Annotated in this window: 27 protein-coding genes; 13 read left to right on the top strand and 14 right to left on the bottom strand. The window is 62.3% G+C overall.

The features are described 5' to 3' along the window. Positions 1-61: 61 nt before the first annotated feature. The 3 genes from msrB (at position 62) to BBG20_RS07150 (ending at position 1,619) form a co-directional block, all read left to right on the top strand. Complete coding sequence (msrB, locus tag BBG20_RS07160; RefSeq protein ID WP_065901686.1) at positions 62-454, top strand: peptide-methionine (R)-S-oxide reductase MsrB; 393 nt, start codon at positions 62-64, stop codon at positions 452-454. Positions 455-645: 191 nt separating this feature from the next. Continuing rightward, the gene (locus BBG20_RS07155) at positions 646-1,131 is read left to right on the top strand and encodes a glutathione peroxidase (RefSeq protein WP_065901684.1); all 486 of its coding nucleotides are present in this window, start codon (positions 646-648) and stop codon (positions 1,129-1,131) included. Then, positions 1,128-1,619, top strand: coding sequence for a MarR family winged helix-turn-helix transcriptional regulator (locus BBG20_RS07150; RefSeq protein ID WP_065901682.1), 492 nt, complete (start codon positions 1,128-1,130; stop codon positions 1,617-1,619). The genes BBG20_RS07155 and BBG20_RS07150 overlap by 4 nt, the downstream gene beginning before the upstream one ends. Here BBG20_RS07150 and BBG20_RS07145 read toward each other — a convergent pair. After that, complete coding sequence (locus tag BBG20_RS07145) at positions 1,573-3,882, bottom strand: hybrid sensor histidine kinase/response regulator (protein WP_065901680.1); 2,310 nt, start codon at positions 3,880-3,882, stop codon at positions 1,573-1,575. The genes BBG20_RS07150 and BBG20_RS07145 overlap by 47 nt on opposite strands. A 162-nt stretch (positions 3,883-4,044) precedes the next feature. Between BBG20_RS07145 and BBG20_RS07140 the strand changes: the two genes are divergently transcribed. Beyond that, positions 4,045-4,935: an ATP-binding protein gene (locus BBG20_RS07140; RefSeq protein ID WP_065901679.1), complete on the top strand. Its 891-nt coding sequence runs from the start codon at positions 4,045-4,047 to the stop codon at positions 4,933-4,935. Next, positions 4,932-5,414 (top strand): GAF domain-containing protein, encoded by a 483-nt coding sequence (locus BBG20_RS07135; RefSeq protein ID WP_065901677.1) that lies wholly within the window; start codon positions 4,932-4,934, stop codon positions 5,412-5,414. Before BBG20_RS07140 ends, BBG20_RS07135 begins: the two co-directional genes overlap by 4 nt. A 26-nt stretch (positions 5,415-5,440) precedes the next feature. Here the strand turns inward: BBG20_RS07135 and BBG20_RS07130 are convergent, their stop codons facing one another. The 8 genes from BBG20_RS07130 to BBG20_RS07095 all read right to left on the bottom strand — a co-directional run bounded on the left by BBG20_RS07130 (position 5,441) and on the right by BBG20_RS07095 (position 14,230). Next, entirely contained in the window at positions 5,441-9,076 is a 3,636-nt protein-coding gene (locus tag BBG20_RS07130; protein ID WP_065901675.1) for a transporter substrate-binding domain-containing protein, read from the bottom strand. 8 nt (positions 9,077-9,084) lie between these two features. Then, entirely contained in the window at positions 9,085-9,711 is a 627-nt protein-coding gene (locus BBG20_RS07125; RefSeq protein ID WP_065901673.1) for a response regulator transcription factor, read from the bottom strand. A 249-nt stretch (positions 9,712-9,960) separates the two neighbouring features. Continuing rightward, a complete protein-coding gene (locus BBG20_RS07120; protein ID WP_065901671.1) occupies positions 9,961-10,362 on the bottom strand; it encodes a response regulator in 402 nt (133 codons plus the stop codon). A 172-nt stretch (positions 10,363-10,534) separates the two neighbouring features. Continuing rightward, a complete protein-coding gene (locus tag BBG20_RS07115) occupies positions 10,535-11,866 on the bottom strand; it encodes a deoxyguanosinetriphosphate triphosphohydrolase (RefSeq protein ID WP_065901669.1) in 1,332 nt (443 codons plus the stop codon). Between the two features lie 71 nt (positions 11,867-11,937). Then, complete coding sequence (locus tag BBG20_RS07110) at positions 11,938-13,101, bottom strand: EAL domain-containing protein (RefSeq protein WP_065901667.1); 1,164 nt, start codon at positions 13,099-13,101, stop codon at positions 11,938-11,940. 92 nt (positions 13,102-13,193) lie between these two features. Next, positions 13,194-13,532: a hypothetical protein gene (locus BBG20_RS07105; RefSeq protein ID WP_065901665.1), complete on the bottom strand. Its 339-nt coding sequence runs from the start codon at positions 13,530-13,532 to the stop codon at positions 13,194-13,196. After that, on the bottom strand, positions 13,529-13,912 hold the full coding sequence (locus BBG20_RS07100) for a phage holin family protein (RefSeq protein ID WP_065901663.1): 384 nt from the start codon (positions 13,910-13,912) through the stop codon (positions 13,529-13,531). Before BBG20_RS07100 ends, BBG20_RS07105 begins: the two co-directional genes overlap by 4 nt. Before the next feature lie 3 nt (positions 13,913-13,915). Then, the gene (locus BBG20_RS07095) at positions 13,916-14,230 is read right to left on the bottom strand and encodes a DUF883 family protein (RefSeq protein WP_065901661.1); all 315 of its coding nucleotides are present in this window, start codon (positions 14,228-14,230) and stop codon (positions 13,916-13,918) included. Between the two features lie 347 nt (positions 14,231-14,577). Here BBG20_RS07095 and BBG20_RS07090 point away from each other — a divergent pair, with 347 nt between their 5' ends. Further along, entirely contained in the window at positions 14,578-15,786 is a 1,209-nt protein-coding gene (locus BBG20_RS07090) for an ammonium transporter (protein ID WP_065901935.1), read from the top strand. On the opposite strand, the gene BBG20_RS07085 is transcribed toward BBG20_RS07090, so the two are convergent. Continuing rightward, a complete protein-coding gene (locus tag BBG20_RS07085; RefSeq protein ID WP_083221340.1) occupies positions 15,773-17,509 on the bottom strand; it encodes a cation:proton antiporter in 1,737 nt (578 codons plus the stop codon). The genes BBG20_RS07090 and BBG20_RS07085 overlap by 14 nt on opposite strands. A gap of 358 nt (positions 17,510-17,867) precedes the next feature. Between BBG20_RS07085 and BBG20_RS07080 the strand changes: the two genes are divergently transcribed. The 3 genes from BBG20_RS07080 (at position 17,868) to BBG20_RS07070 (ending at position 19,476) form a co-directional block, all read left to right on the top strand. Next, entirely contained in the window at positions 17,868-18,104 is a 237-nt protein-coding gene (locus tag BBG20_RS07080; RefSeq protein ID WP_065901659.1) for a glutaredoxin family protein, read from the top strand. 74 nt (positions 18,105-18,178) lie between these two features. Continuing rightward, positions 18,179-18,514 (top strand): transcriptional regulator, encoded by a 336-nt coding sequence (locus BBG20_RS07075; RefSeq protein WP_065901657.1) that lies wholly within the window; start codon positions 18,179-18,181, stop codon positions 18,512-18,514. A 71-nt stretch (positions 18,515-18,585) separates the two neighbouring features. Beyond that, positions 18,586-19,476: a pseudouridine synthase gene (locus BBG20_RS07070; protein ID WP_065901655.1), complete on the top strand. Its 891-nt coding sequence runs from the start codon at positions 18,586-18,588 to the stop codon at positions 19,474-19,476. Positions 19,477-19,533: 57 nt separating this feature from the next. Here the strand turns inward: BBG20_RS07070 and BBG20_RS07065 are convergent, their stop codons facing one another. Together BBG20_RS07065 and mobA are read right to left on the bottom strand one after the other, a co-directional pair. Continuing rightward, entirely contained in the window at positions 19,534-19,755 is a 222-nt protein-coding gene (locus tag BBG20_RS07065) for a YgdI/YgdR family lipoprotein (RefSeq protein WP_065901933.1), read from the bottom strand. An 80-nt stretch (positions 19,756-19,835) separates the two neighbouring features. Continuing rightward, positions 19,836-20,438 (bottom strand): molybdenum cofactor guanylyltransferase MobA, encoded by a 603-nt coding sequence (gene mobA, locus BBG20_RS07060; protein ID WP_065901654.1) that lies wholly within the window; start codon positions 20,436-20,438, stop codon positions 19,836-19,838. 76 nt (positions 20,439-20,514) lie between these two features. Here mobA and moaB point away from each other — a divergent pair, with 76 nt between their 5' ends. Together moaB and BBG20_RS07050 are read left to right on the top strand one after the other, a co-directional pair. Continuing rightward, positions 20,515-21,054, top strand: coding sequence for a molybdenum cofactor biosynthesis protein B (gene moaB, locus BBG20_RS07055; protein ID WP_065901653.1), 540 nt, complete (start codon positions 20,515-20,517; stop codon positions 21,052-21,054). After that, positions 21,038-22,264 (top strand): molybdopterin molybdotransferase MoeA, encoded by a 1,227-nt coding sequence (locus BBG20_RS07050; protein WP_065901652.1) that lies wholly within the window; start codon positions 21,038-21,040, stop codon positions 22,262-22,264. Before moaB ends, BBG20_RS07050 begins: the two co-directional genes overlap by 17 nt. Positions 22,265-22,294: 30 nt before the next feature. Here BBG20_RS07050 and BBG20_RS07045 read toward each other — a convergent pair whose 3' ends face one another. Next, positions 22,295-22,624 (bottom strand): EscU/YscU/HrcU family type III secretion system export apparatus switch protein, encoded by a 330-nt coding sequence (locus BBG20_RS07045; RefSeq protein WP_065901651.1) that lies wholly within the window; start codon positions 22,622-22,624, stop codon positions 22,295-22,297. Further along, the gene (gene fliK, locus BBG20_RS07040) at positions 22,621-24,198 is read right to left on the bottom strand and encodes a flagellar hook-length control protein FliK (RefSeq protein WP_065901650.1); all 1,578 of its coding nucleotides are present in this window, start codon (positions 24,196-24,198) and stop codon (positions 22,621-22,623) included. The genes BBG20_RS07045 and fliK overlap by 4 nt, the downstream gene beginning before the upstream one ends. A gap of 200 nt (positions 24,199-24,398) precedes the next feature. On the opposite strand from fliK, the gene ccmA reads away from it, so the two are divergent. Both ccmA and ccmB read left to right on the top strand, forming a co-directional pair. After that, entirely contained in the window at positions 24,399-25,034 is a 636-nt protein-coding gene (ccmA, locus tag BBG20_RS07035) for a cytochrome c biogenesis heme-transporting ATPase CcmA (RefSeq protein WP_065901648.1), read from the top strand. Continuing rightward, on the top strand, positions 25,031-25,699 hold the full coding sequence (gene ccmB, locus BBG20_RS07030; RefSeq protein ID WP_017734375.1) for a heme exporter protein CcmB: 669 nt from the start codon (positions 25,031-25,033) through the stop codon (positions 25,697-25,699). The genes ccmA and ccmB overlap by 4 nt, the downstream gene beginning before the upstream one ends. Positions 25,700-25,754: the final 55 nt, after the last annotated feature.

Raw genomic sequence — 25,754 nt, 5'->3', positions numbered from 1 at the left:
CGTGCCGCCTGATCCATGGAAAAGACACAGATCAGGCTTTTTCAGTTGCCGAGGTGTACCGATGGATAAGTTGCAGAAAACCCTTGAAGAGTGGCGGGACATGCTCGATCCCGCGCAGTACCAGGTTTGCCGTCTCAAGGGCACCGAGCGTCCTTTCAGCGGCAAGTACAACGAAACCAAGACCGATGGCGTGTACCACTGTATCTGCTGCAACGAGCCCCTGTTCGATTCCACCACCAAGTTCGATTCCGGCTGCGGCTGGCCGAGCTTCTACGCGCCGATCGCCGAGAGCGCGATGGTCGAGATTCGCGATGTCAGCCACGGCATGATCCGCACGGAAGTCACCTGCGCCAAGTGCGATGCGCACCTGGGACACGTGTTCCCGGACGGCCCGCCGCCGACCGGCTTGCGTTACTGCATCAACTCGGTGTGCCTGGACCTGGTCCCGCGCTGAGCGATATAGGCCAACGTAAACCCCTGTAGCAGCCCGGCTTGCCGGCGATGGCATCCATGGGATCGCAAGCGCCGCAAGCCGGGCGCCTGCAGGGAAAAGGTGATAGTGGGGTATCAATGCCGCCAATTAAATTGCATGCAATTTAATTGCCTACTATGTTTACCTTCTTTTCTCCCTATCGAGACACTGCCATGAGCGACAACCTGCTGAGCATCCCGTGCACCACCATCAAGGGTGAGCAAAAGACCTTGGCCGATTTCGCTGGCAAGGCCATCCTGGTGGTCAACACCGCCAGCAAGTGTGGCTTCACCCCGCAGTACAAGGGCCTGGAGCAGCTCTGGCAGCAGTACAAGGACCAGGGCCTGGTGGTACTGGGCTTTCCCTGCAACCAGTTCGGCAAGCAGGAGCCGGGCAACGAAGGCGCGATTTCCGAATTCTGCGAGCTGAACTACGGCGTCAGCTTCCCACTGTTCAAGAAAATCGACGTGAACGGTACTGAGGCCCATCCCCTGTTCGTGCAACTGAAAAAACAGGCGCCGGGCCTGCTGGGGTCCAAGGGGATCAAGTGGAACTTCACCAAGTTCCTGATTGGCCGCGACGGCCAGGTGGTCAAGCGCTTTGCCCCGACGACCAAGCCGCAGGACCTCACCCAAGAGATTGAAGCCCTGCTCAAATGACCGACCTGCCTACCGTGTCCCTGGCCCTGGACGATCAGTTGTGTTTCAAACTGTATGCCGCCTCCCGGGCCGTGACCCGCGCTTATAAGCCGATGCTGGATCAGCTTGGCCTGACCTACCCGCAATATGTGGTAATGCTGGTGCTGTGGGAGTGGCACGAAGTGGCTCCGGCGCAACCGACGGTCAAGGCCCTGGGCGAGCGCCTGATGCTCGACTCGGGCACGCTGACGCCGCTGCTCAAGCGCCTTGAGCAGCTCAAGTGGGTCAGGCGCCAGCGCAGCGCCAGGGACGAGCGCGAAGTGCACCTCAGTCTCAGTGATGCCGGTGTGCACCTGCGCGACCAGGCCCATGGCCTCAAGACCCGATTGTTATGTGACAGCGGCATCGACCTGAACCAGGCCGACGCCTTGCGCCACGGCCTGGACCAGTTGCTTGGGCAGATCAGAGACTTGTCGTCGTCGGCACCCACAGGTCCAGCAGGCCCTTGAGTTCTTCGCGGCGAAACGGCTTGGCCAGGTAGTCATTCATGCCCGCTGCCCGGCAACGCTCGCGCTCTTCGGAAAGGGCGTTGGCGGTCAGCGCGACAATCGGCAGGTCCGGCCAGCGTCCGCTTTGGCGGATCTGCCGGCTGGCCTCATAGCCATCCATCACCGGCATGTTGCAGTCCATCAGCACCAGGTCAAAGCGTTGGTCCTCGAGGAACTTGAGCGCTTCGCCACCATGGGCGGCCACGACCACTTCGCACCCCAGCTTGCTCAACATGCCCTTGGCGACCAATTGGTTGACCGGATTGTCCTCCACCAGCAGGATGCGCGCCCGGTGTGCCAGGGGCGCGGCTTCCAATTGGAGGGGGTCGAGGATCAGTTGCGGGTCGCTGCGTAAATTGCGCTGCAGGATCTGGTACAACGCATTGCGGCTCAAGGGGCGCGCCTGTTGCTGCAAGGGCGCCAGCGCCGCCACTTCTTCGCTGGGCATGAAGTTGCCATAGGCAGTCACCAGCAGGATCGGTGCGGTAATGGCAGGCCGCAGGCGGAACAGGCATTCCGGACAATCGGTGATCAGCAGGTCCGGGGCCAGGCCACTCAAATCCTCGTCCTGCGAGTAGCAGCGGGGTGTCAGCCCCCAATGCGGCAGCAAGGTGCTGAGCAGTTCCGTCAGGCCACTGCCGGCGCTGGTTATGGCGATGACCTCACCCGCCAGAGGCGCCTGTTGCACGGCGGGCAAATGCAGGGGCAAGGGCAGCTCGGCGCAGAACTGGCTGCCAAAGCCGACCTCCGAACTGATGCTCAGACGGCCTTTCATGGCTTCGCACAGGTTGTGCGTCAACGCCAGGCCCAGCCCCGTGCCGCCAAACTGGCGGGTGATGCCCGCGCCGGCTTGGGTGAAGGGCTGGAAGATTTTCACTTGGGCTTCCTGCGCAATGCCGATACCGGTATCACACACTTCGATGCGCACCCGGCCATTCAGGGCGCTGAGGCGCACATCCACACGACCGAAACGGGTGAACTTCAACGCATTCGACAGCAAGTTGCTGACGATCTGCCGCACGCGCGTCGGGTCGCCCAGCACCTGGGCAGGAAACTGCGGGTCGATCAGGCAGGTCAGCTCGACGCTCGGCGCGGCGTTCTGCGACAGCAGGTTGGCGGTGTCTTCGACCAGCGAGCCCAGGTCGAACGGGATCACCTCCAGCTCCAACTGGCCGGCGTCGAACTTGGACAGGTCGAGGATATCGTTGAGCAACTCCACCAGCACCTTGCCCGAGTCATGGGCGATCGACAGTTGCTGGCGCTGCTCGGCGTTCAGCGAGCTGTCCAGTGACAGCGCGATCATCCCCAGCAGCCCATTGAGCGGGGTGCGGATTTCATGGCTCATGTTCGCCAGAAACGCCGCGCGGGCCTGGGCCATGCCCAGGGCGGTCATCTTCGCCGCTTCCAATTCTTCGTTGGACTGGCTCAGGCGCTGGTTGCTCGCCTTGAGTTCGAGGGTGCGCGCGGAGACGATGTTTTCCAGTTGCCCCAAGTATTCGGTCAGTCGGTCTTCGGCATGTCGGCGTTGCTGGATCTCCGTCTCCATGTTTTCAAACTGCTGGTTGGCCACGCTGACCAGCACACCGATCTCGTCGTGTTCATGCCCGGCTGGGCAGTCCAGGCGTGCGTGCCGGCGGTTGCTCAGCTCGCGAATGACGCGTACCAGTGGCTGGGTCAGCATCACGTAGAAGAGGGCCAGGAGAATGCCGGTCAGCAGCAGGCTACGGGCAAACCCGTTGAGCAGGGTGATCTCGGCACGGTGCAGGAAACGGCTGCCGAAGGCGTAGGTGTCCACGTCCAGGCGCAGCACGCCGAGGGATTCGTTGGGCATATGGCTCAGGTACAGCCGGTCTTCGAACTGACGGTTGGCGCCAAACAGGAAATCGCTGATGGGGCGGTAGGGGCTTTCCATGCGCGGCCGTTCGACATCGGCCAGTACCACGCCGTTGTTGTCGATCAACTGCGCGTGAATGATCGCCGGGGAGTGCAGCAGGCCCAGGGTCAATTCCTGGGCCAATTCGGCGTCAATGTTATAGGCAATACGCGACGTAGGATTATGGCTGATTTCGATCAGCGAGCGTATTTCACGGTTGATGGATGCGTCTTCGCTGGCATAATCAATGCCGATTTGGATCAGGCTGAGCAAGGTTCCCAAGACGAAACCGACCAGCACAGTCAATCTGGCTTGTTTATAAGACAAGCGGTGGGCGAACTTGATATCCATCGAGTGTTGAACCACTTCACGTTTCCCTTCGCCCGGCAAGCATAGCTGAACATCCACAGGCTCTGGCTTGCCGGCATGAATCGTTTTTTACGCGGCCTCGTGCGATCCGCCGCAGGGTTGCCAATACGCCATCTTTTGCAAGAACTTGCCAGAGGAATAATCGTGGATTCTCGACTGAATGCTTTTCTTGAGCGGGCCGACGCAGTACTCGCCCGCCTTGAACCCTTGTTGCCCGCGCCACGCCAAGCCATCGACTGGAACCAGTGCCTTGCCGCCCGTTGGCAGCGTGAAGGTCGCACCGGCTTCCTGTTGCCGCTGGAGGTGAGCCTGGACATGCGCCTGTCCGACCTGATCGGCGTGGACAAGCAACGCGAACAACTGGCCCGCAACACCCAGCAATTCATTGATGGCCTGCCAGCCAACCACGCGCTGCTGTGGGGTTCACGCGGCACCGGCAAATCGTCGATGGTGCGTGCCTTGCTGGCCCAGCATGCCAAGGCCGGCCTGCGCCTGATCGAAATCGAGCGCGATCACCTGGCCGACCTGCCACGGGTGGTCGAGCAACTGGTCAAGCTGCCGCAGCGCTTTATCCTGTTCTGCGACGACCTGTCGTTCGAGGCCGGCGAGGGCGATTATCGCGTACTCAAGAGTGTGCTGGATGGTTCGCTGGAACAGGCTCCGGAAAACGTGCTGCTGTACGCCACGTCCAACCGTCGCCACCTGGTACCGGAAAACCAGAGTGACAACGACAACTGGAAACGCGTGGACGGTGAGCTGCATCCGAGCGAGGCGGTGGAAGACAAGATTGCCTTGTCCGACCGTTTTGGCCTGTGGCTGTCGTTCTACCCGTTCACGCAAGAGCATTTCCTGGATGTGGTCGAGCACTGGATCGGCGAGCTTGCTAACAAAGCCGGTTTGCAGTGGCAGCGCGATGAGGCGCTCGACATCCTCGCCGTTCGCTGGGCGACCGGGCGCGGCAACCGCAATGGCCGCTGCGCGTACCAATTTGCCCGTTACTGGGTAGGCCTCAAACTCCTGGAGCGTCAGCCATGATCGATCTACAACACGCCGGCACCGGCCTCGACGGCTACGCGATGCTGTGCGCGCAGCTGGAATCGCTGCTGGCCGATGAGCGCGATTTCATCGCCAACAGTGCGCAGTTTTCGGCGTTTCTGTTTAACCAGCTGGACGACTTGAACTGGGCCGGCTTTTACCTCAACCGCAATGAAGAGCTGGTGCTGGGGCCGTTCCAGGGGCAGATCGCGTGTGTGCGTATTCCGTTCGGTCGTGGTGTGTGCGGAGCGGCGGCGGCGTCGCGCCAGACCCAGCGCGTCGAGGATGTCCACGCGTTTCCCGGGCATATTGCCTGTGACAGCGCCTCCAACAGCGAGTTGGTGGTGCCGCTGGTCAAGGGCGACAGGCTGATTGGCGTCCTCGACCTCGATAGCCCGTCCCTGGCACGCTTTACCGAGCAGGACCAGGCGGGTATCGAACAGCTGGCGGCGATCTTCCTGCGCTTGACCGACTGCTGATCAACGAGGGGGCGGATGCCGCCCCCTTATTGACTCTCCAGCTCCTGCAACTGCACCTGCAGCAGCCGTTCCAGCTCCAGCATCAGTTTTTCCAGGGCTTTCACCTGCGTGTCGATCAGGGGGCGGTCAGCATCCTGCGCGCACACCTGTTCGAGGCTTTCGCATTGCGAAGCCAGCGTTCGGGCTTGAACGATGCGGGCAGCGCCCTTGATCTTGTGCGCCTGTTCGCTGATGTCCCGGGATGAAGCCTGGGTGGCTATCAAGGCGAGCAATTCCTGGCGATCGCGACGACTGCTGCTCAGCAACTCCTCCAGCAGGCGTCGACTCATCTGCGGATCGCCGCCGGTCAAGGCCTCGAAATTACCCAGGTCCAGGATCAGGCCGGCCGAGCGCGGACTGATCTGCGCCAGTTGCCGCTCCAGCGCGGTGAGGCTGATGGGTTTGAACAGGCAATCGTTCATGCCTGCCTGGGCGCAGCGCTGTTTCTCCTCGGGTTGCGCGTTGGCGGTAAAGCCCAGTACGACACAGGGCGTCAGTTGCTCGCGCTGCTCGTACTCGCGGATCGAGCGGCTCAACTCGTAGCCATTCATGATGGGCATGTTGCAGTCGGCTATCACCAGGTCGAAGTGCTCCTGGCGCCAGGCCTGGAAACCGGCCGAGCCGTTGTGGGCGGCGGTGAACTGGTGGCCCAGGTAGCCGAGCTGCTGGCACATCAACAGCCGGTTCGCCGGGTGATCGTCCACCACCAGGACATTCAGCACGGGCGCCGTCGCGGGGGCCTCGGGCTTGAATTCGTCCACCGCCAGCACCGGCTGCAGGCGCGTCATCTTCAGGTTGACGTATACCTGGGTGCCGACCATCGGCACGCTGCTCAGGCTCAGTTGGCCGCCCATCATCGCGCACAGGCTGCGGCAGATCACCAACCCCAGGCCCGCGCCGCTCCTCGCCAGGTGCCCGGAGTTGTCGGCCTGGGCAAAGGGTTCGAACAGGCGCATCTGATCGTCACGGCTGATGCCGATGCCGGTGTCTTCGACCACCAGTTTCATCTCGATCTGCTGCGGCAGTTGGGTGGGTAACACCTCGACCTTGATCTTTACCTGGCCTTGCTCGGTGAACTTGATCGCGTTGCTGACTAGGTTGGACAGCACCTGCTTGAAGCGCAACGGGTCGATCAAGACCTCGGTGGCGTCCAGCTCGGGCTTGAACTCCAGCAACAGGCTGAGGGTTTTCTGCCGGGCGAGGCCATCAAACACGCGCACCACCGACTCGATCACTTCCCGCAGGTTGACGCGTTCGGGCGCCAGGCTCAGGCGGCCGGATTCGATACGGGCGATATCGAGGATATCGCCGATCAGCTCCAGCAGGTCCTTGGCCGAGTTGTACGCCACTTCGATGGCCGGGCGATCGAGATGACCCTGGTCGGCTCGCTTGAGGGTCAGCTCGAGCATGCCGATCACGGCGTTCATCGGCGTGCGGATTTCGTGGCTCATGGTCGCGAGGAAGGTGCTCTTGGCCCGGTTGGCTTCGTCGGCACGCTCCTTGGCGGCGCGCAGTTCGTCGAACAACTGGCGTCGTTCGCTGATGTCGATCCAGCCGCCGATGATGCCCTGGACCTCGCCGACGGAGTCGCGGTACGGCAGGATCCAGTGGTAGATCGTCAGTTTTTTCTCGCGAATGTGCAGGGTGCGGTCGAGGATCAGCGGGTTGCCTTCGGACACCACGCGCTTGTAGTCGGCATGGTATTGCGCCGCCTCCGCCGCCATCGCCGTGCTGATCTGCAGGGCGCTTTTGCCGATCACCTCCTCGCGCTTGACGTCGAACACCTGCAGGTAACTGTCGTTGCAGGTCTGCAGCAGGCCCTTGCGGTCGCGGACGTAGATCGGGTGCGGGGTCTCGTTGACCAGCGCACGCATGAACTCGAACTGATCATTGAGCGCGCGCTCCGCCATCCTGCGGTGCTTGATCTGGCGGCGCATATAAGCGTTCCAGCCCAGGGAAATCAGCAATAGCAGGCCGGTGCCGAAGATGATGCGGGCAATCAGTTGATGGTAGTCGCGCCAGTAACTGTCGGAGGCCGCGGTGTAGCCGCGCCAGCGACTGTTGATCACCCCCAGCTCATCCGGGGCGATGCTCAGCAGGGCCTTGTCGAGAATCGAGGTGAGTTCGGTGGCGCTGCGTGCTGTCGCCAGCGCAAAAGTGGCAGGGGTGGTGCCGATGCTGGAACTGATTTGGAGCTTGTCCTGGAACATCGGCGAAGACAGGAAGTAATTGGCGACCACCAAGGTATTCACTGCGCCGTCCACGTTGCCTTGCACCAGCAATTCGGCCGACTTGAAGGTGTCGCCGGTTTCTACCAGCTGGATCCTGGGAAAGTTGTCGCGCAGGAATGTTTGCAACGGGCTGCCCTGGGTCACCGCCAGCCGCTTGCCTTGCATTTCCTCAAGACTGCTGGGGGCCTGGCCATCCTTGCGCGTCAACATGACGTAGGAGTTTTCCAGGTAGGGGCGACTGAAGTTCAACTGGGCTTCGCGCTCGACGCTGGGGATGACCGCCCCGATGATATCGGCCTTGCCCGCCTCGACCTGATTGATCATCACGTTAACATCACGTTCGCGCTGGACGTCGAAGCGCAAGCCGGTGCGCAGGCGAACCAGTTCCAGCAAGTCGGCGGCGATGCCGCGAAAATTCCCGTCGGAGTCAAAAAACGTCAGCGGTGCAAAGGTTTCGTTGACGATCACCTTGACCACCGGGTTGTCCCGCAGCCAGCGTTCTTCGCGCAAGGTCAGTTGCAGTTTCTGGTCGGTCAGCAGGATGTCGCTGCCGGCACTCCAGCGCTTGGCGATCGTTTCACGTTCGCTGGTGGGCACCGCGCGCAAGACTTCGTCGACGATGCTCAGCAGGGTGTGCTGGTGCTGGGGCATCGCGAAGCTGAACCCATAGGCTTCATGCTTGCCGAAGTTCGCCATCCGCACGTTCTTCAGGTAGCCCTTGTTGATCATGTAATGCGTGGAAATGGTATCGCCGAGAAAAACGTCGGCCTGTTCGAAGGCCACCGCGTTCAGCGCATTCTGATACGAGGGGTAGGCACGGATGATCGCCTTGGGGTACAGCTTTTCCACCTCACCCAGGGGCAGGTAGTGGTAGACCAGTGCCAGGCGCATTCCGGCCAGGCCCTCGCTGAGGCTACGGGTTTCGCCTTCGCGGGTTACCAGCACCGGCCGGTCCACGGCGTACGGCTCTGACAATGCCAGGTGGGGGTTTGCCGCCTCAAAGCTGTTGGAGGAGCCCAGCAAGTCGATCTCCCCGGTTTCAAGGGCGCTGATCGCGGCCTCTCGGGAGGGATAGCGCAGTACCTTGACCGGCAGGGCCAGCGCCTTGGCGAGCAGGCCGGCGTAGTCGGCGGTGAGTCCTTCATAGTCGCGCCCACTGGACGTGAGATCGAAGGGCGGGTAGTCAGGGAAAGCGGTGCCCAGCACCAACTCGCGTTTGTTCTGTAGCCATTGGCGTTGGGCTTTGTTCAGGCGGTTTTCCAGTGGTACGTAGCTCGCGCGGCTCAGCAGGTTGAAATGTTCCGGGCCAGTTTGAGGGGTTGCGGGCACGGCGGCGCTGAAGCACAAGCCGGCACTCAATATAATCAGATAGTCCTTTATACACCTGGGCATCCGTTTTCTCACACTAGCGCGTTTCGTTTTGCCATCTCGATAAGTTCTACCAAGGACTTGGCTTGAAGTTTCTGCATCAGCCTCTTTTTATAAGTGCTTACAGTTTTATTACTCAGAAACATACCCTTGGCTATTTCCTTGTTGGTGCGGCCTTGTGCAAAAAGTTGCAATACCATCAACTCGCGGTCATTGACTGCCTTGAACAGTTCAAGCTCCTGGGTATCCACGCCGTCTGCACCGTGGGAGTTCAAGGCCTGGCTGGGAAAGTAGTTGTAGCCGGACAATACGGCGCGAATGGCGCTCAGCAGTTCGCTCAGGTCGCCTTCCTTGCACACGTATCCGTCGGCGCCCGAGCGCATGCAGCGTGTAGCGAACAGGGTGGGGGATTGGGCGGTCAGGACCAAGGTTTTCATCGAGGTATTCATGGCGTTGAATCGGCACAGCACCTCGAGCCCATCGAGTTTCGGAATGCTGATGTCCAGGATGATCAGGTCCGGCAGGCATTCGCGGACCATTTGTATGGCGTCGCACCCGTTGTCCGTTTCGCCGACGACTTCGTAACCTTCGTGTTCCAGCAACATCCTGATGGCCAGCCTTATAACCGGGTGGTCATCGATAATAAAAACGGTGTTCATAATCACATTCCATGCAAGTGCAAATAAAGCGGGCACATTAGCTCAGAAGTTGAGGGGGGAGCATGAACTCGAGGGGGCATAGATATAAAACAGGAAAGTTCCTACATTAAAAAAGGTAATAGCCTACTGGTCGCTAAGGCTTCGGAAGTCGGGTGGTCAGCGATTCAGCGGCGCGCCGCCCGAATCGTGGTGCCGGGGATTTAACGGCCCTCATACGTGTGCTTTTCGACGGTTTATATGTTTTAAGTCCTACACGTTTAAGCGGGGCAATGAGTGGGTCAAGCGTGAAAACTCATCTTTGTTCAACGGCTTTGATAAGTAACCGAGTAAGGGCAGCCCACGCTCCCGGGCTTGCTCGTGCAGGGTCGATAATTCAGCTTCGGGTAGCCCGCTGAGCAGGATGGCGGCGCTGATAAAACGTCGGCGGCTGGCGATTTCGATCAATTCGAGCCCCGGCAGGTCCGGCAGGCACTGGTCGCAGAGGAGGATATCGAAGGGGCTGTCGGCCAGCGTCATCAAGCGGATCGCCTGTTCGGCGTTTTCCGCCGGGGTCAGTTGCTCGAAACCGAAACTCTTGAGCAGGCACTGGGTGGCAAGCAGCTGGAACGGATGGTCCTCCACCACCAGGATGCGTAAGGGGTAACTGGGCATAGAAGGCACACAGTGAGTCAAGCGTCGATGGGGGGGCACGTAGGAACGGTTCGCCAGGTTGGCCCGGAGTGCGCGCGATTATTCCTCGTGTGGTTGTGCGAATTCGATCAGGCCGCTCTGTTACCGTCGTAGGCAGATTCTGTTCAGGCAACAGGCGGCGTGATCGGCGGGGTTATTGGGGGCTGGAGCGTCCCGTCATCTCCCGCGCCATTTCGGTGGCATAGCTGTCGGTCATGCCGGCGATAAAGTCGATCATGCGCAGGAACGAAGCGTGCAACGGCCACGCAGGGTTCGGCGCGTTGTTGCCCAGCAGGTCGAGAATGCGCCGGTTCTTGAAGGACGGCGTCCGCCCGCCATGTTGCTCCAGGGCTGCGCCGCAAAAGGCGTTCAGGAGGATCTCCAGGGTGGTGTAGGCGCCGATCTCATGCAGGGTCTTGCGCTTGTCCTGGAAGATTTTCTTGCGCGCCATGTCCTTGGCATCCAGTACGCAGCGCTTGGCCGGGCCGTGCATGTGCTCGACCAGGTCGCCGGGCAAGGTGCCGGCCAACAGGGCGTCCTGCTGTTCGACGAAGGCCCGCGCCGCGGCATTGGTCAAATGCTCGATAGCCTTGCCGCGCAGAATCGCCAGCTTGCGCCGACGCGAGTCCTGGGAGCCCAGTTGCCGATAGGTCTGCGGCAGGTCGTCGCCCACCAGGTCGAGCAGCAGCGACTCGACCTCGGCGTATTCCAGCAACTCCATTTCCAGGCCGTCTTCCAGGTCGATCAAGGCGTAGCAGATGTCGTCCGCCGCTTCCATCAGGTAAACCAGCGGGTGACGCGCCCAGCGCTGTTCTTCGAGCTGCGGCAGGCCAAGCTTGTGGGCGATCTGTTCGAGGATCGGCAGTTCGCTCTGGTAGCAGCCGAACTTGTGCTTCTTGTAGCCCAGGGAGTCGGCGTGGCGGGCGGTCCAGGGGTATTTGAGGTAGGTGCCCAGGGTCGCGTAGGTCAGCCGCGTACCGCCATCGAACTGGTGGTATTCAAGCTGGGTGAGCACGCGAAAGCCTTGGGCGTTGCCCTCGAAATTAAGGAAGTCATTGCGCTCGGCGGTGCTCATGTCATCCAGCCAGCCGCGTCCGGCAGCTTGCTGGAACCAGTGGCGGATGGCGTCTTCGCCGGAATGCCCGAACGGCGGGTTGCCGATGTCATGCGCCAGGCAGGCCGATTGCACGACCATGCCCAGGTCGCTCGGATCACACCAGTCGGGCAGGGCGCTGCGCAGGGTTTCACCGACGCGCATGCCGAGGGAGCGACCCACGCAGCTGACTTCCAGGGAATGGGTCAGGCGCGTGTGGATGTGGTCGTTGCTGGACACCGGGTGAACCTGGGTCTTGCGGCCGAGGCGGCGAAACGCGCCGGAAAAAATAATTCGGTCGTGGTCTTTATGAAACGGGCTGCGGCCCAATTCTTCCGGGCTGTGCAGGGGCTTTCCAAGACGTTCGCGGGTAAGCAGGGTGGGCCAATCCAAGGCGGGTACTCTCCGTACGGTGAATGTCCCTCCCAGCTTCCCGGTTCAGCGAGGCCTGGGCAAGCGAAAATCTACAACCCGGCCGCGTCGATATCGATTAACAGCAAGCGCTGACCGTTATCGAAGAATTGTCCGGCGGTGAGGCAATACTGGTTGGTGGTGGCGTCGCGGTAGGTCGAGGACAAGGTCAGGCGGCGTTCTTCCCAGCCTTCGGCCAGCAAGTGATAAAAATACGGGCGCCAGGACCAGTTATGGCCCAGGTAACGGCTGTCGGCTTGCCAGGCGTCCTGGCGCCACTCGAAGTTCGGTGTCAGCTGGGTGCCATGGCGGTCGCACTGATAAAAACGCAACAGCCAGGGAAAGTCCGGCAATTGCGGCAGCTCGCTCAGCGGCGCCTGACCCTGGGCCCAGGCCTGCAGGATCTTCATCAGCTCGGCCAATTGCTGGCGCAGTTGCATGACACGCCCGCGTTCCGCGAGTTTCTGTTGCACATACGCTGCGCGCAGGTGCGCAAAATGCGCCACGAAGGCGTCGGTGGCAAACCAGTCCAACTGCGCCTGCGCGAACAGGTAGCCCTGCACATAGCGCGAACCGCACTCCAGGGCGAAATTCAACTGGGCTTCGGTTTCCACGCCTTCGGCAATGATCCAGCAGCCGGTTTTTTCCGCCATCTGCGCCAATGCGCGCACCACTTCACTGCTCGGCCCACCCTTGGCAGCTTCCTGGAACAGACGCATGTCGAGCTTGAGAATATCCGGCTGCAACGCCAGCACCCGGTCGAGCTGGGAATAGCCGGCACCAAAGTCGTCGATGGCGATGCGCGCGCCCGCCTCGCGATAGCGCGCCACCACCTGGGCCAGGCGCTGGATATCGCCACCCAGCTCAGTGATCTCGAACACGATGCGCCGTGGGTCGACGCCATGCTGGTGGATCTGCCTCAGGCTCGGCAGGGCCTGGCCCGGGCGCAGGCGGTTGATCCAGCGCGGCGAGATGTTCAGGCTCAGGAACCAGTCTTCGGGGGCCTCATGCAAACGGCTCAGCGCATTGTCGCGAATCTGCCGGTCGAGGCGGCGCAAGCCCACACCCGGCGTGCGCGGATCGGCGAACAGCGGGCCGACGGACTGCAAGCGCCCATCCGCCTGGCGCAGGCGGCCGAGGGCTTCGACGCCGGCGATACGGCCCGTGGCGGTGTCGATGAACGGTTGGAAGCAGGCGAGCGGTTGCCCGTCGATCACGGGGCCTCCTTAGATGCGTTGCCGAAAAAAAGGCCCGGCCCTCGAAAACGAGGACCGGGCCGTTTCTGTTAGCAAGAATGCAGCCAGCTGGCTCAGCTTTTGCGCGAACTGCCCTGCATGGCCAATTTGATCAGCGGGATCAGGCCGGCACCGAGGCGCACCAGGCGCGTCAGGCTGCTGATCCCGCCGCCCTTGGCGCCTTTGCCGGTAAAGAAGCCCATCAGCGTGACGGCGGCCACGCCCCACAGCGGCGCGTGCTTGATGCCCAACCCGCCCTGGAAGCTCTGGCCCATGTTGCGCACCTTGTTCAGAGGCACCATCAGTTGCTGGGACTCATGGCGGATCTCCTGGCGGTGCATCTCCATGCGCAGGCGAATCAACGCCTTGCGCATTTCCCGGCGCGAGGTTTGCTGGATTTCATTCGAGCTCATGGCAGCAGGCGCTCCCGATCATTGGCCAACTCTTCGAGGGTGGCGTGGAAGGGCGTGGACTCATCGAACACTGCCGCTTTCAAGCGCACCCCGCAGAAGGCGGCGGCCAGGCTGTAGAAGACGCACAGACAGATGATCCCGGTGAGGCGGTAACCGGTGTCCCACACGAGGATCATCACCAATGTCGACAGCCCCACCAGCAACAGCAGGGCAAACACCAGCGCCAGGCCGGCAAACAGCAGCAGGCTGACAGTGCGCGCCTTCTGCTCCTGCAATTCGATACCAAACAGTTCGACATGGCTGTGCAGCAAGCCCAGCACGGCCGCGCCCAGACGTCGAGAGGTTGTGCCCGTGGACGAGCTGCTTTCGCCGATAGACATGATTTAGCGCCTTGTAGCCAGCAGACCGATCAAGAAGCCCACACCGGCAGCGATACCGACGGACTGCCATGGGTTGGCCTGGACGTAATCCTCGGTGGCCGTGACCGCCGCCTGGCCGCGTTCGCGCAGGGATTCTTCGGTCAGTTGCAGGGTTTCACGGGCCTTGAGCAGGCTCTCGTGGATCTTGCTGCGCAGCTCATCGGCCTGGTCGCCGGCCAGGACCTTGGTGTCGTCCAGCAACCGTTCGGTGTCACTGACCAGGGTTTGGAAATCCGCCATCAGTATTTCTTGAGCAGTCTTTGCAGTTCTTCTGGCCATGGTTATCTCCGTGATTGGCTGATCGGTACGTGTGTTTTCGAGTCACCGGCATCGGTGAAGGTTCAGTTCAATTGTGTGGTACAGCTTTTGCTTTGCCTTGGTGCGCACGCCCCGGGGCCTGCGCTGAATCTGGGCGGCCTGAGGCCAATGCCTTGAAAAACCTTACCCTAAATCACTTAAACCCGCGGAAAAACCCTGTCGGCAACGGCCTGTTGTGTTAATCGCTGCGCTAAAGCGGTTCATGCCCTCTGAAGAGGGGTGGGACCGGTGGTGCCAATTTAGTGCGCGAAACCCTGGCTTGAACCGCTTTGGTGCTTTTTGCCTTTAATGCAGGCCTGCCCACCTCCATGGAAAATTTGCAAAGCGCGGTGGATACCCTTGTCCACAGTTCCAACACCCTGTTCATCCTGATCGGTGCGGTCATGGTCCTGGCCATGCACGCCGGCTTCGCGTTCCTGGAAGTCGGCACCGTGCGCCAGAAGAACCAGGTCAACGCCTTGTCGAAGATCCTCAGCGACTTCGCCATCTCGACCCTGGCCTATTTCTTTATAGGCTATTGGATCTCCTACGGTGTGAGCTTCATGCAACCGGCGGCGGTAATCAGTGCCGACCACGGCTATGGCCTGGTGAAGTTCTTCTTCCTGCTGACCTTCGCCGCGGCGATCCCGGCGATCATCTCCGGTGGCATCGCCGAACGCGCACGGTTTGTTCCGCAACTGTGCGCCACCGCGCTGATCGTCGCGTTCATCTACCCGTTTTTCGAAGGCATGGTCTGGAACGGCAATTTCGGCTTGCAGGCCTGGCTGCTGGCGACCTTCGGCGCCAGCTTCCATGACTTCGCCGGGTCCGTGGTGGTACACGCCATGGGCGGCTGGCTGGCGCTGGCGGCGGTGTTGCTGCTGGGTCCGCGCAACGGCCGTTATCGTGATGGGCGGCTGGTGGCGTTTGCACCGTCGAGCATTCCGTTCCTGGCGTTGGGGTCCTGGATCCTGATCGTCGGCTGGTTCGGCTTCAACGTGATGAGCGCGCAAACCCTCAATGGCGTCAGTGGCCTGGTGGCGGTCAACTCGCTGATGGCCATGGTCGGCGGCACCGTGGCCGCGCTGGTGATCGGTCGCAATGACCCAGGCTTCCTGCACAACGGCCCGCTGGCCGGGTTGGTGGCGATCTGTGCCGGTTCCGACCTGATGCACCCGGTGGGCGCGCTCGTCACCGGTGTCGTCGCCGGTGGGCTGTTTGTGTGGTGCTTCATTGCGGCCCAGGACCGCTGGAAGATCGATGACGTACTGGGTGTGTGGCCGTTGCACGGCCTGTGCGGCGTGTGGGGCGGCATTGCCTGTGGCATTTTCGGGCAGACCGCACTGGGTGGGCTGGGCGGCGTGAGCCTGATCAGCCAGTTGATCGGCACCGCCCTCGGCGTTGTGGTCGCGCTGGGCGGCGGCCTGTTGGTGTACGGCGTGATCAAGCGCCTGCACGGGCTGCGCCTGAGCCAGGAAGAGGAGTATTACGGCGCCGACCTGTCGATCCACAAGATCGGCGCGGTCAGTCAGGATTGATCGGCGCCGCGTCATCGCTGGGCGCCTGCGAGTAAAACCCGTGCAGCAGGCGATAGCGATTGTGCCGCACCTCGTCGACCCGTGCCTGTACCTGTTGGTCGGGCAAGCCGAGCATCACCAGGGCGTGGGAGGCGAGCATCAGGCTCGACTCCAATAGCTCGGGCACCACCTCGCTGGCGCCCGCGGCTTTCAATTCGGCCAACTGGCTGTCATCGCGGGTGCGCACCAGGATCGGCACGTCGGGGTTGATCCGCCTTGCCTCTTTGAGCACCACCAGGGCCACATCGCTGTTGTCCACCGCAATCACCACCAGGCGTGCGCGCTCCAGGCCGACTGCGCTGAGCAGGGCGCCACGCCGACAGTCGCCATAGTGCACGCTGCTGTCTTCGGTGGCCGCTTCCTGTACGCGTTCCGGGTCGTCATCCAGGGCGATAAAGGCTTGCTGTTCGTGCCGCAGGAACCGCCCGATGGATTGCCCGACCCGGCCATAGCCACAGATCACTGCGTGCCCGCGCAATTGGGCGTTGAGGGCGGTGATCGCCTCCAGTTGCACTTGCTGGTTGGGCTTGCGGTGCAGGCGCAGCGCGAGGGCCGGCGCGGCGCGCAACAGCAGCGGAGTGAGCAGCATCGAGCAGAACGTGGCGGCGAGCAGCAGGCCGTTGAATTCATCCGGGATCAATCGACTCTGCTGCATCTGCGCCATCAATGCAAAACAGAACTCGCCGCCCTGGGCCAGGGCCAGGCCGCTGCGCCAGGCGGTCTCACTGTCACTGCCGCGCCATTTGACCAGGGCGGCGACCACGCACGCCTTGACCAGCATGAGTGTGAGGGTGAAACCGAGGATCAGCAGGCTATGGCTGACGAACAGTTGCAGGTCGATCAGCATGCCGATGCTGACGAAAAACAGCCCGAGTAAAATGTCGCGGAACGGGCGGATATCCGCTTCGATCTGATGGCGGTAATGGCTTTCGCCCAGCAGCATCCCGGCGAGGAACGCACCGAGGGCCGGAGACAGCCCCAACAGGTGCGTGAGCCAGGCGGTGAGCAGCACGATCACCAGCGCCAGCAGCACAAACAGCTCGGCCGAATGGGACGCGGCCACCTCATGAAACAGGCGCGGCAAGAGCCAGCGGCTGGCAAACAGCAGGCCGACGAACAGCACCACGGTCTTGCCCAGGGTCAGCGGCAGCGCCCAGTACCAGGCTTGCTCGCTGCTGCCGGCAAACACCGGCACCAGGGTCAGCAGCAACACCGCCACCACGTCCTGGAACAGCAGCACACCAATCGCGTTCTGGCCGTGGCTGCTGAAGATTTCCCCGAGGCTGGTCAGTTCCTTGCTGACGATAGCGGTGGACGACAACGCCAGCCCGGCACCGAGCAACAGCGCAATGCCCGGCGCCACCCCCAGGACCATCAACAAACCACCCAGCAGCGCCCCGCAGCCCAGCACCTGCAAGCTGCCCAGGCCAAACACCACGCGGCGCAGGGCGAGCATCTTGGTCAGGGAGAACTCCAGGCCCAGGGAAAACAGCAGGAACACCACCCCCAATTCGGCGAGGTCGGGCAGCTCTTCGCTGTCGTTGACCCAATCCAGCGCAGTGGGCCCCACGGCCAGGCCCACACACAGGTAGCCCAGCACCGGCGGCAACTGCAGGCGGCGAAACAGCGCAATCACCACCAGGGATGAGGCCAGAATGATCAGCAGGTTGGCAAACACACGCATCTCCGTTGCAGGTGGCGGACAAAAAGCCGCGAGAATCGCTGAATCAGTTATAGGCCATGCTGACCTGGGTCAGGTGTTTCTGTGGGCGATTGGATTTCAAGTGGCAAGCGAGGGTTGTAGTGGCGAGTGGGGTTGGTGTGGAGAGCGGGCATTGTTGGTGATCTGGCTTCCTGTGGCGAGCGGGCTTGCCCCGCGTTGGGGCGCGCAGCGGCCCCGAAACGTATCGCCCCAGTTGTGTCTGGATGAGCGTGGAGGCCTTACTGGGGCCGCTTCGCAGCCCAACGCGGGGCAAGCCCGCTCGCCACAGATATTGGGTGCGCTTAGAATGATCACCTACTTCTGACAGGGTCTATTCGTCATGCTGCCTGAATGCCAATTGTTCGGCACCCTGGGTTGCCACCTGTGTGAGTTCGCCGAAGCCGAAATCATGCCGCTCGTCGAACACGGGCTGCTGGTGGAATTGGTGGATATCACCGACCCCGTCGACCTGACCGAGGCCTACGGCCTGCGAATTCCGGTGCTTCGCCGGGTCGACACCGGGGCGGAACTGGATTGGCCATTCGACACACAACAGGTCGTGGCCTTCCTTCGTTGAGGTTTCTGCGATGGCAGGTTTCCAAATATTGCGTTACTGTATGTTTGTACAGCGATTGAATAGAGGGAACGCCCGTGGTGAATGTTGAACAACTGAAAAGCAGCGTCAATCGCATGTCCGCCGACGTCGTGCGCAACGCGGTGAACGAGCTGCGCCTGGACGGCCTGGTCACGGAAGGCAAGACGCCGTTTAACAAAGTGCATTTCAATACCTGCTTCGCCGAGATCGAGGCCCTGTTCCAGCGCGCCGGTTACCACAAGCAGCTGGACGTGGTGGGTTACCAGGGCTTGCTGTACGCGCTGTATGATCCGGGCCGCTGGGAAGCGGTGGACGTGCTGCGCTGGCTCAAGGAGTTCACCGAGGCCGCGAGTGCTTCGCCGATCCTGCGTGCCGAGTTGGTCAAGGCCTGAGATCCGCCCTAGGCTCAATCCCGCTGCATGCGGGATAATGCCTGCGTGTTTTTCCAGGCTTCGAGCATTTCATGTCCTCTACCGGTTTCTCCGCCTCCCAGCATCAAGCCAGCACCTTGTACCTGCCACCGGGCCCCTGGGCGACGGTGCTGGATTGCCTGTGCGAACACTTCCCGGCCATCAGCCGCGAACACTGGCTGGACCGCATCGCCCGTGGCCGCGTGCTGGACATCAACGGCAGCCCGATCCGCCTGGACCTGGCCTACAAGGAAGGCCTGTGCATCTATTACTTTCGCGAAGTGCCGAACGAAAAGGTCATCCCGGTGCAGGAAACCATTCTGTACGCCGACGAACACCTGGTGGTCGCCGATAAACCGCATTTCCTGCCGGTGACCCCGGCCGGCGAGTACGTCGAGCAAACGCTGCTGCGCCGCTTGATTCGCCGCCTCGACAACCCCGCGCTGGTGCCGCTGCATCGCATCGACCGGCATACGGCGGGGCTGGTGCTGTTCTCGGCCAATCCGGCCAGCCGCTCGGCTTACCAGCAGCTTTTTCCCACGCGCCGTATCGATAAATTCTACGAGGCCATCGCCCCGGCACTGCCCGCGTTGACGTTCCCCCTGGTGCACAAAAGCCGCCTGGTGGAGGGCGAACCGTTTTTTCGCATGCAGGAAGGCGCCGGCGCCAGCAACACTGAAACGGCCGTGGAAGTGCGTGAGAAAAATGCCGATTTATGGCGCTACGGTCTGTTTCCGGTGACCGGCAAGAAGCACCAGTTGCGCGTGCACATGACCGCGCTGGGCGCGAGTATCTGCAACGACCCGTTCTATCCCGAGGTGATCAAGGATGCCGTGGACGACTACGCCAACCCGTTGAAGCTACTGGCCCAGGGCGTGCGCTTCATTGACCCGGTCACCGGCGAAGTACGCCACTTCAACAGCCGCATCACCCTCGACTGGTAACCCCCCGGAAACGACAAGGCCCGCGCGAGGCGGGCCTTGTGGGCAAGCGTTTGAGGCTTACAGGTCTTTAACGGTACGGACCTGGTCCTTGTTGATACGGGTCTGTTTGCCGTCCAACTGCTCGAACTCGTAGAAGCCCGAAGCCTTGTCGAATTTAGGGGTGTCGACGGCCTGGATTTCGCGACCGTCATTCAGGGTGATCACTGTTGGCGAGGCGCAACCGGCGAGAGTGGCGAGGCCCAGTGCAAGCATGAGAGCGGCGATGGTCCGTTGAGTCATGAGTGTGTCTCCGAGAGAATACTTTTTAAATGCTGACCTTGTGACGTGTGAGACGCCGCCAAAGTTCCTTGTGCGAAAGTTCATTCTGACACGTCAGTCCTTGGGTGCAACAGCTCTGGCGTATTAAGGTTGGCCAAGCGTGGATCATCCGCCGGGCATTCCAGGCCCACGCCCCCCAGTTGCAGGAAGATCTTGCGCGGGCTGCGCTCACCGGCGTGCCACGCCTGTTCTACCTCGGTTCGCAGGTGGGTGGGGATGATGCAGATCAAGGGTTCCCAGAATTCACCATGACGCACCATCACGGGCACCTGCGGTTGGCGTTGCGCGGTGTCACGCAGGGCGCTCAGCAATTGCGCGTCGAGGTTTGGCACGTCACACGGCAATATCAACAGGTGTGTATGGCGCGCGGCTGCCAGCCCTGCGCGGATGCCGGCGAGCGGGCCGGGGAAGTCCGGGCTGTCGTCGCTCACCAACTGGTCGGCGTAGGGTGCGTAGCGGTCCTGATTGCGGTTGCAGGAGATGATCAAGTCATCGGTCAATGGCCGGGTCAGGCGTTGCAAATGTGCAATCAACGGTTCGCCGCGCCACGCCAGCAGGCCTTTGTCCTGGCCACCCATGCGTTGGCCACGGCCACCGGCCAGTAACAGGATCGAGCAGGGCAGGGGCGAAGAATCGAGAGACATGGCGGTTCCGCTGCGGCAGGTAAAGAGGGCCCTGTGATATAACATCGGGCTGTTCCTTCGACAACCGGACCGAGCCATGAAAGCCAAGGCTGATGCGCCCTTCGTACCCCTGAATATCGCTGTATTGACCGTCAGCGACACCCGCACCCTGGACACCGACACCTCGGGCCAGGTGTTCGTCGACCGCCTGACCGCCGCCGGCCACGCCTTGGCCGAGCGCGTGCTGCTCAAGGACGACCTGTACAAAATCCGCGCCCAGGTCGCGCACTGGATCGCCGAAGATGTGGTGCAAGTGGTGCTGATCACCGGCGGCACCGGTTTCACCGGCCGCGACAGCACCCCGGAAGCCGTCAGTTGCCTCTTGGACAAGCAGGTCGACGGCTTCGGCGAATTGTTCCGTCAGATTTCCGTGGCCGATATCGGCACCTCCACCGTGCAATCGCGTGCCTTGGCCGGCCTGGCCAACGGCACGCTGGTGTGCTGCCTGCCGGGTTCCACCAACGCTGTGCGCACCGGTTGGGACGGCATCCTCGCCGAACAGCTGGATAACCGCCATCGCCCGTGCAACTTCGTACCCCACCTCAAACAGGCTGAACCCTGTGAATCCCGTGGGTAAGCCTGGCAAGACCGGCGCCCTGATGCCGGTGGAAGACGCGCTCCAGCAATTGCTCGACATGGCCGCCGCCGCGCCGATTCGTGAGCAGGAATCGTTGCTCCTTGCCGAGTGCGATGGCCGCGTCCTGGCGAAGGATCTGATCTCCACCCTCGACCTGCCGCCGTGGCCCAACAGTGCCATGGACGGCTACGCCTTGCGCCTGGCGGACTGGACCGGCGAGCCGCTGGTGGTCAGCCAACGCATCTTCGCCGGCAACGCGCCCCAGCCCCTGGCTGCTGGCACCTGCGCGCGCATCTTCACCGGCGCGCCGGTGCCGCCAGGCGCGGACTGCGTGGAGATGCAGGAAAATGCGGTGGTCCACGCCGATGAGCGCGTGAGCTTTACCGAGCCCTTGCAGGTCGACCAGAACATCCGCCCCCAAGGTCAGGAAACCACCGTCGGCGAATTGGTCTTGAGCGCCGGCACGCGCCTGGGCCCGATCGAGTTGGGTCTCGCCGCTTCGCTGGGGCACGCTCGTCTTGACGTGATCCGCCGCGTGCGCGTGGCCGTGCTGTCCACCGGTGATGAGCTGATCGAGCCCGGTTTGCCGTTGGGGCCTGGACAGATCTACAACAGCAACCGCCGTGTGCTGTGCAGTTGGCTTGAGCGCATGGGCTGTGAAGTGATCGATGCCGGCATCCTGCCGGATGACCTGGAGCAGACTCGCACCTGCCTGGCGAGCCTGGGTGCGGTTGACCTGATCCTGTCCACCGGCGGCGTATCGGTGGGCGAGGCGGACTTCCTCGGCATCGCCCTGCGCGAAGAGGGCGAGCTGGCCTTGTGGAAGCTCGCGATCAAGCCGGGCAAGCCGCTGACCTTCGGGCACTTCCGTGGCGTGCCGGTGATCGGCCTGCCTGGCAATCCGGCGTCGACCCTGGTGACCTTCGCCCTGTTGGCGCGGCCTTACCTGTTGCGCCGCCAGGGCGTGCAAGACGTGGAACCGCTGCGTTTCGAAGTGCCGGTGGGCTTCACCTGGCCCAAGCCGGGCAACCGCCGCGAGTATTTGCGCGGGCGCATCGAGCAGGGCAAGGCGATCATCTACCGCAACCAGAGCTCCGGCGTGCTGCGCAGCGCGGCCTGGGCGGAAGGCTTTGTGGAAGTGCGGGAAGGCACCACGCTGGAGGTGGGCGACAGCGTCAATTTCATCCCGCTGAGTGAAGTCCTGAACTGACAATAGAGAGCTGTGTGGGGGAGTGAGTCGTTAGTAGTCTTCGCCGCGTGCGGTCACATCGCGTTCCGCCGGCTGGGCGTTGGGGTCATAGCCTGCGGGGAACTTGCCCTTCAACGTCCAGGCGAACGCGATGATTTCGGCAATGGTGCGGTACAACTCCTCGGGAATGCTGTCGCCCAATTCCATCCTCGCCAGCAGCTTCACCAGCTCGGCGTTTTCATAGATCGGGACTTCGTTTTCCCGTGCCAACTTCAGGATCGCCTCGGCGAGGGCGTCGTCGCCCTTGGCGGTCAGGGTCGGGGCTTGTTGGCCGTCGTATTTGAGGGCAATCGCCTGACGCGGTGGTGTCGGGTTTTTCATGCGGTCTCATCCACCCAGCGTTGTTCCAGTCCGGTTTTCGGCCCGCGCGGCGGGGTGCCAAGGTGACAATCGAGGTCGCCGACGTTGATGCCCGACGTCACCAGGCGCTCGCGCAGGTTGCCCAAGTGGCTTTCAATCAGGCTGGCGGTAAACGGCCGGGTTGCCCATAACTGGCTGGACAGCTTGCCCTGGGTCAATTGCGCCTGCACCTGCAACGGCCCCAATGGCTCCATATCGAAGGCCAGCTCGACGCGCCAGAGCATCTGCTTGGGATCTTTCTTGTCTTTGCGCTCGGGCTGGTCCTTGTCCGGCGCCGGCTCTTCGCGCTGGAACTTGACCTGCAGCGGCACGATGTCCTGCAAGGTGCGCAGCGGGATTTCCAGTTGCCAGGTGGTTTGCAGGCGGCCATCGGCGGTGGTGCCGGTCTGTTCCAGGCTCGACAACTGGTGGCTCTGCAATCGCGAGATCGCCCCGGCGGCGAGGCGCAGCAGGTTTTCCAGGTCGCCTTCGCCTTCCAGTTTGGCCATCAGCCGCTCGGGCAGCGGGAAGCCTGCGGGTGTCTGCCGGGCGCTGACCTGGCCGAGGGTGTTCAACGGGCTGCGCACGAAGTTCGGCAACACCTGGGCCAGCGTATTGGCGGCGAGGATGGCATTCATATTGGTGCTGGCGGGGAGGGCGGGCAGCAGGTCCGCGACCAGGCGCAGCAGGGCGCCCTTCATGTCCAGCGGCGGGATCTGCGGGTTTTGCCCGGCGAGCAGCTTGGCTTCGAGGAAGGCGCCGCTGTTCTGAATCACCTGGGCCAGCACCTTGGGATTACTGACCTGCGCCAGGTCCGGCAAGGCCGCCAGTAACCGCTCGGCTGCGGCGCGCAGGTCAGCGGAGGTGCTGTCGCCACGTGGCAGGTTCTGGAGCGCAGTGAAGACCGCATCCAGCGAGCCCTGGCGACTTTGCTGGGTGGCGAGTTGCTGGGTCACCGCCAATTGATCCTTGAGCCCGCTCAACGGCACAAAATTCAAGGTCTGTGCGTTCTGCACCACGGCGCTGAGCAAGCTGCCCACGCGCAAGGGTTGCGGGCTTTCCACGGTCAGGGTGGCCCCGACCAGGGCGTTATTGAGCACGGTCACCAGCGAACGGTAGATGGCCGGTTGCGTGGGGCCCTGGGGCAGCATCTGGGTGGTCAGCACCTTGGCTTGTAACAGCGTGCCCACCGGCATTTGCGTGGTGTCGATGCGCGTCAGCGCGGCCACGTTCGCGCTCAAGGCCTGCTGCAGGCTGAGCGTGAGGTTGCCGGCGGGCGTCTGGCTGACGGCCACGTTACTGCCCAGCGGCAAGGGCTGCGCGCTGCTCGCCTGGACCAGGGTCTGGCGGCCACCCTCGAGGGTCAGCTTGAGCAACAGCTGAAAGGCTTCACCGCCTTGTTTCAGGGCGATGACCTCGGCGTTCGCGGTTTTCCCGGGGTCGATCAGGCCGATCTGCGGCTCCAGCAGTTTCAGCAACTCACCGGTCGCGGGCGCCAGGGCAGGCCCGGTTGCCGGAGCAGGTGCTAGCGTAGGAAGGTTGATCTCACCGGTCATCGCGCGCGTCGTCTCTGGGGAAATTGCCCTCTTTAGAGTAGGGCATCACATGTATAATGCCGCCCGTCTGCAAAGAGAGCGGTAAAAACCTCACAACTATTTGATCCAGCTCTCTAAAATCGGTCGCCAAAGCCGTTATTGTGCATTTCTCTTTAACGGCCGCTGCACCGCCGACTTGAACCGTAAAGGCCCGCGATCTCTTGACCAGCCCTCTTCTTGAAGCCGTAGCGCTTGCCTGTGAACGCGACCTGCGTCTGTTGTTCGAACACCTCGAACTGCGGCTGACGGGCGGCGACATGGTGCAGATCAGCGGCCCCAACGGCAGCGGCAAGACCAGTCTGCTGCGCCTGCTGGCCGGGTTGATGCAGCCGACAGCCGGCGTTGTACGCCTCAACGGCAAACCCCTCAATGAACAACGCACCGAGCTTGCCCGCAACCTTGTCTGGATCGGCCACGCCGCCGGCATCAAGGATGTGCTGACGCCTGAAGAAAACCTCAGCTGGCTCAGCGCCCTGCATCATCCGGCCGCGCGCGACGCCATCTGGCAGGCCCTGGCCGCTGTCGGCCTCAAGGGCTTTGAAGACGTTCCCTGCCACACCCTGTCCGCCGGCCAGCAGCGCCGCGTGGCCCTGGCGCGCCTGTATCTGCCCGGCCCGCCGCTGTGGATTCTCGACGAACCCTTCACCGCCCTCGACAAACAAGGCGTCGCCCAGTTGGAAGAGCACCTGGCGCGACATTGCGAGCAGGGCGGCCTGGTCGTACTCACCACCCACCATAACCTCACGCGCATGCCCGCCGGTTACCGCGACCTGGACCTGGGCCGGTGGTCGGCATGAGCGTGTTTGCCCTGTTGGTCGCCCGCGAAGCGCGGCTGTTGTGCCGTCGCCCGGCGGAGTTGGCCAACCCGTTGGTGTTCTTTGCCATCGTGATCGCCTTGTTCCCGCTGGCGGTCGGCCCCGAGACTAAACTGTTGCAAACCTTGTCCCCGGGACTGGTGTGGGTGGCAGCGCTATTGTCGGTCCTGCTCTCGCTGGACGGGCTGTTTCGCAGTGATTTCGAAGACGGTTCCCTCGAACAGTGGGTCCTTTCGTCGCACCCCCTGCCACTTCTGGTACTGGCGAAGGTACTGGCACACTGGGCTTTTTCCGGCTTGGCGCTAGTCTTGCTCTCGCCGCTGCTGGCGATGATGCTCGGGTTGCCCACCGAGTGCCTGCCGATCCTGCTCCTGAGCCTGTTGCTCGGCACGCCTGTACTCAGCCTGTTGGGGGCCGTGGGTGCAGCGTTGACCGTCGGTTTGAAACGGGGTGGCCTGTTGCTCGCCCTGTTGATTCTGCCTTTGTACATCCCGGTGTTGATCCTCGGTAGCGGCGCCTTGCAGGCCGCGCTCATGGGCATGCCGGCGACCGGTTACCTCCTGTGGCTTGGCAGCCTGACCGCCCTGGCGGTAACCCTGACACCCTTTGCTATAGCGGCTGGCCTGAAGATCAGCGTCGGCGAATAATGAGGTCTGGCCAAGCGTTTTAACCGTGGCCAGTAAAGACCCTGAGCCTCCCGCA

Source organism: Pseudomonas aylmerensis (genome assembly GCF_001702265.1).
GTDB classification, from domain to species: Bacteria; Pseudomonadota; Gammaproteobacteria; order Pseudomonadales; family Pseudomonadaceae; genus Aquipseudomonas; species Aquipseudomonas aylmerensis.
The sequence above is the reverse complement of the archived record's forward strand: the minus strand, read 5'-3'. Positions and strand labels throughout refer to the sequence as shown.

Bases quoted from the DNA above. Each gene is read 5' to 3' on its own strand.
- mobA (WP_065901654.1), bottom strand. From the start codon at position 20,438: ATGTCTCTCGATTCTTCGCCCCTGCCCTGCTCGATCCTGTTACTGGCC.
- msrB (WP_065901686.1), top strand. From the start codon at position 62: ATGGATAAGTTGCAGAAAACCCTTGAAGAGTGGCGGGACATGCTCGAT.
- BBG20_RS07105 (WP_065901665.1), bottom strand. From the start codon at position 13,532: ATGAGCTCGAATGAAATCCAGCAAACCTCGCGCCGGGAAATGCGCAAG.
- BBG20_RS07095 (WP_065901661.1), bottom strand. From the start codon at position 14,230: ATGGCCAGAAGAACTGCAAAGACTGCTCAAGAAATACTGATGGCGGAT.
- BBG20_RS07080 (WP_065901659.1), top strand. From the start codon at position 17,868: ATGCTGCCTGAATGCCAATTGTTCGGCACCCTGGGTTGCCACCTGTGT.
- BBG20_RS07100 (WP_065901663.1), bottom strand. From the start codon at position 13,912: ATGTCTATCGGCGAAAGCAGCTCGTCCACGGGCACAACCTCTCGACGT.
- BBG20_RS07065 (WP_065901933.1), bottom strand. From the start codon at position 19,755: ATGACTCAACGGACCATCGCCGCTCTCATGCTTGCACTGGGCCTCGCC.
- moaB (WP_065901653.1), top strand. From the start codon at position 20,515: ATGAAAGCCAAGGCTGATGCGCCCTTCGTACCCCTGAATATCGCTGTA.
- BBG20_RS07150 (WP_065901682.1), top strand. From the start codon at position 1,128: ATGACCGACCTGCCTACCGTGTCCCTGGCCCTGGACGATCAGTTGTGT.
- BBG20_RS07085 (WP_083221340.1), bottom strand. From the start codon at position 17,509: ATGCGTGTGTTTGCCAACCTGCTGATCATTCTGGCCTCATCCCTGGTG.
- BBG20_RS07045 (WP_065901651.1), bottom strand. From the start codon at position 22,624: ATGAAAAACCCGACACCACCGCGTCAGGCGATTGCCCTCAAATACGAC.
- BBG20_RS07090 (WP_065901935.1), top strand. From the start codon at position 14,578: ATGGAAAATTTGCAAAGCGCGGTGGATACCCTTGTCCACAGTTCCAAC.
- BBG20_RS07145 (WP_065901680.1), bottom strand. From the start codon at position 3,882: ATGGATATCAAGTTCGCCCACCGCTTGTCTTATAAACAAGCCAGATTG.
- BBG20_RS07155 (WP_065901684.1), top strand. From the start codon at position 646: ATGAGCGACAACCTGCTGAGCATCCCGTGCACCACCATCAAGGGTGAG.
- BBG20_RS07120 (WP_065901671.1), bottom strand. From the start codon at position 10,362: ATGCCCAGTTACCCCTTACGCATCCTGGTGGTGGAGGACCATCCGTTC.
- BBG20_RS07070 (WP_065901655.1), top strand. From the start codon at position 18,586: ATGTCCTCTACCGGTTTCTCCGCCTCCCAGCATCAAGCCAGCACCTTG.
- BBG20_RS07125 (WP_065901673.1), bottom strand. From the start codon at position 9,711: ATGAACACCGTTTTTATTATCGATGACCACCCGGTTATAAGGCTGGCC.
- BBG20_RS07130 (WP_065901675.1), bottom strand. From the start codon at position 9,076: ATGCCCAGGTGTATAAAGGACTATCTGATTATATTGAGTGCCGGCTTG.
- BBG20_RS07135 (WP_065901677.1), top strand. From the start codon at position 4,932: ATGATCGATCTACAACACGCCGGCACCGGCCTCGACGGCTACGCGATG.
- fliK (WP_065901650.1), bottom strand. From the start codon at position 24,198: ATGACCGGTGAGATCAACCTTCCTACGCTAGCACCTGCTCCGGCAACC.
- ccmB (WP_017734375.1), top strand. From the start codon at position 25,031: ATGAGCGTGTTTGCCCTGTTGGTCGCCCGCGAAGCGCGGCTGTTGTGC.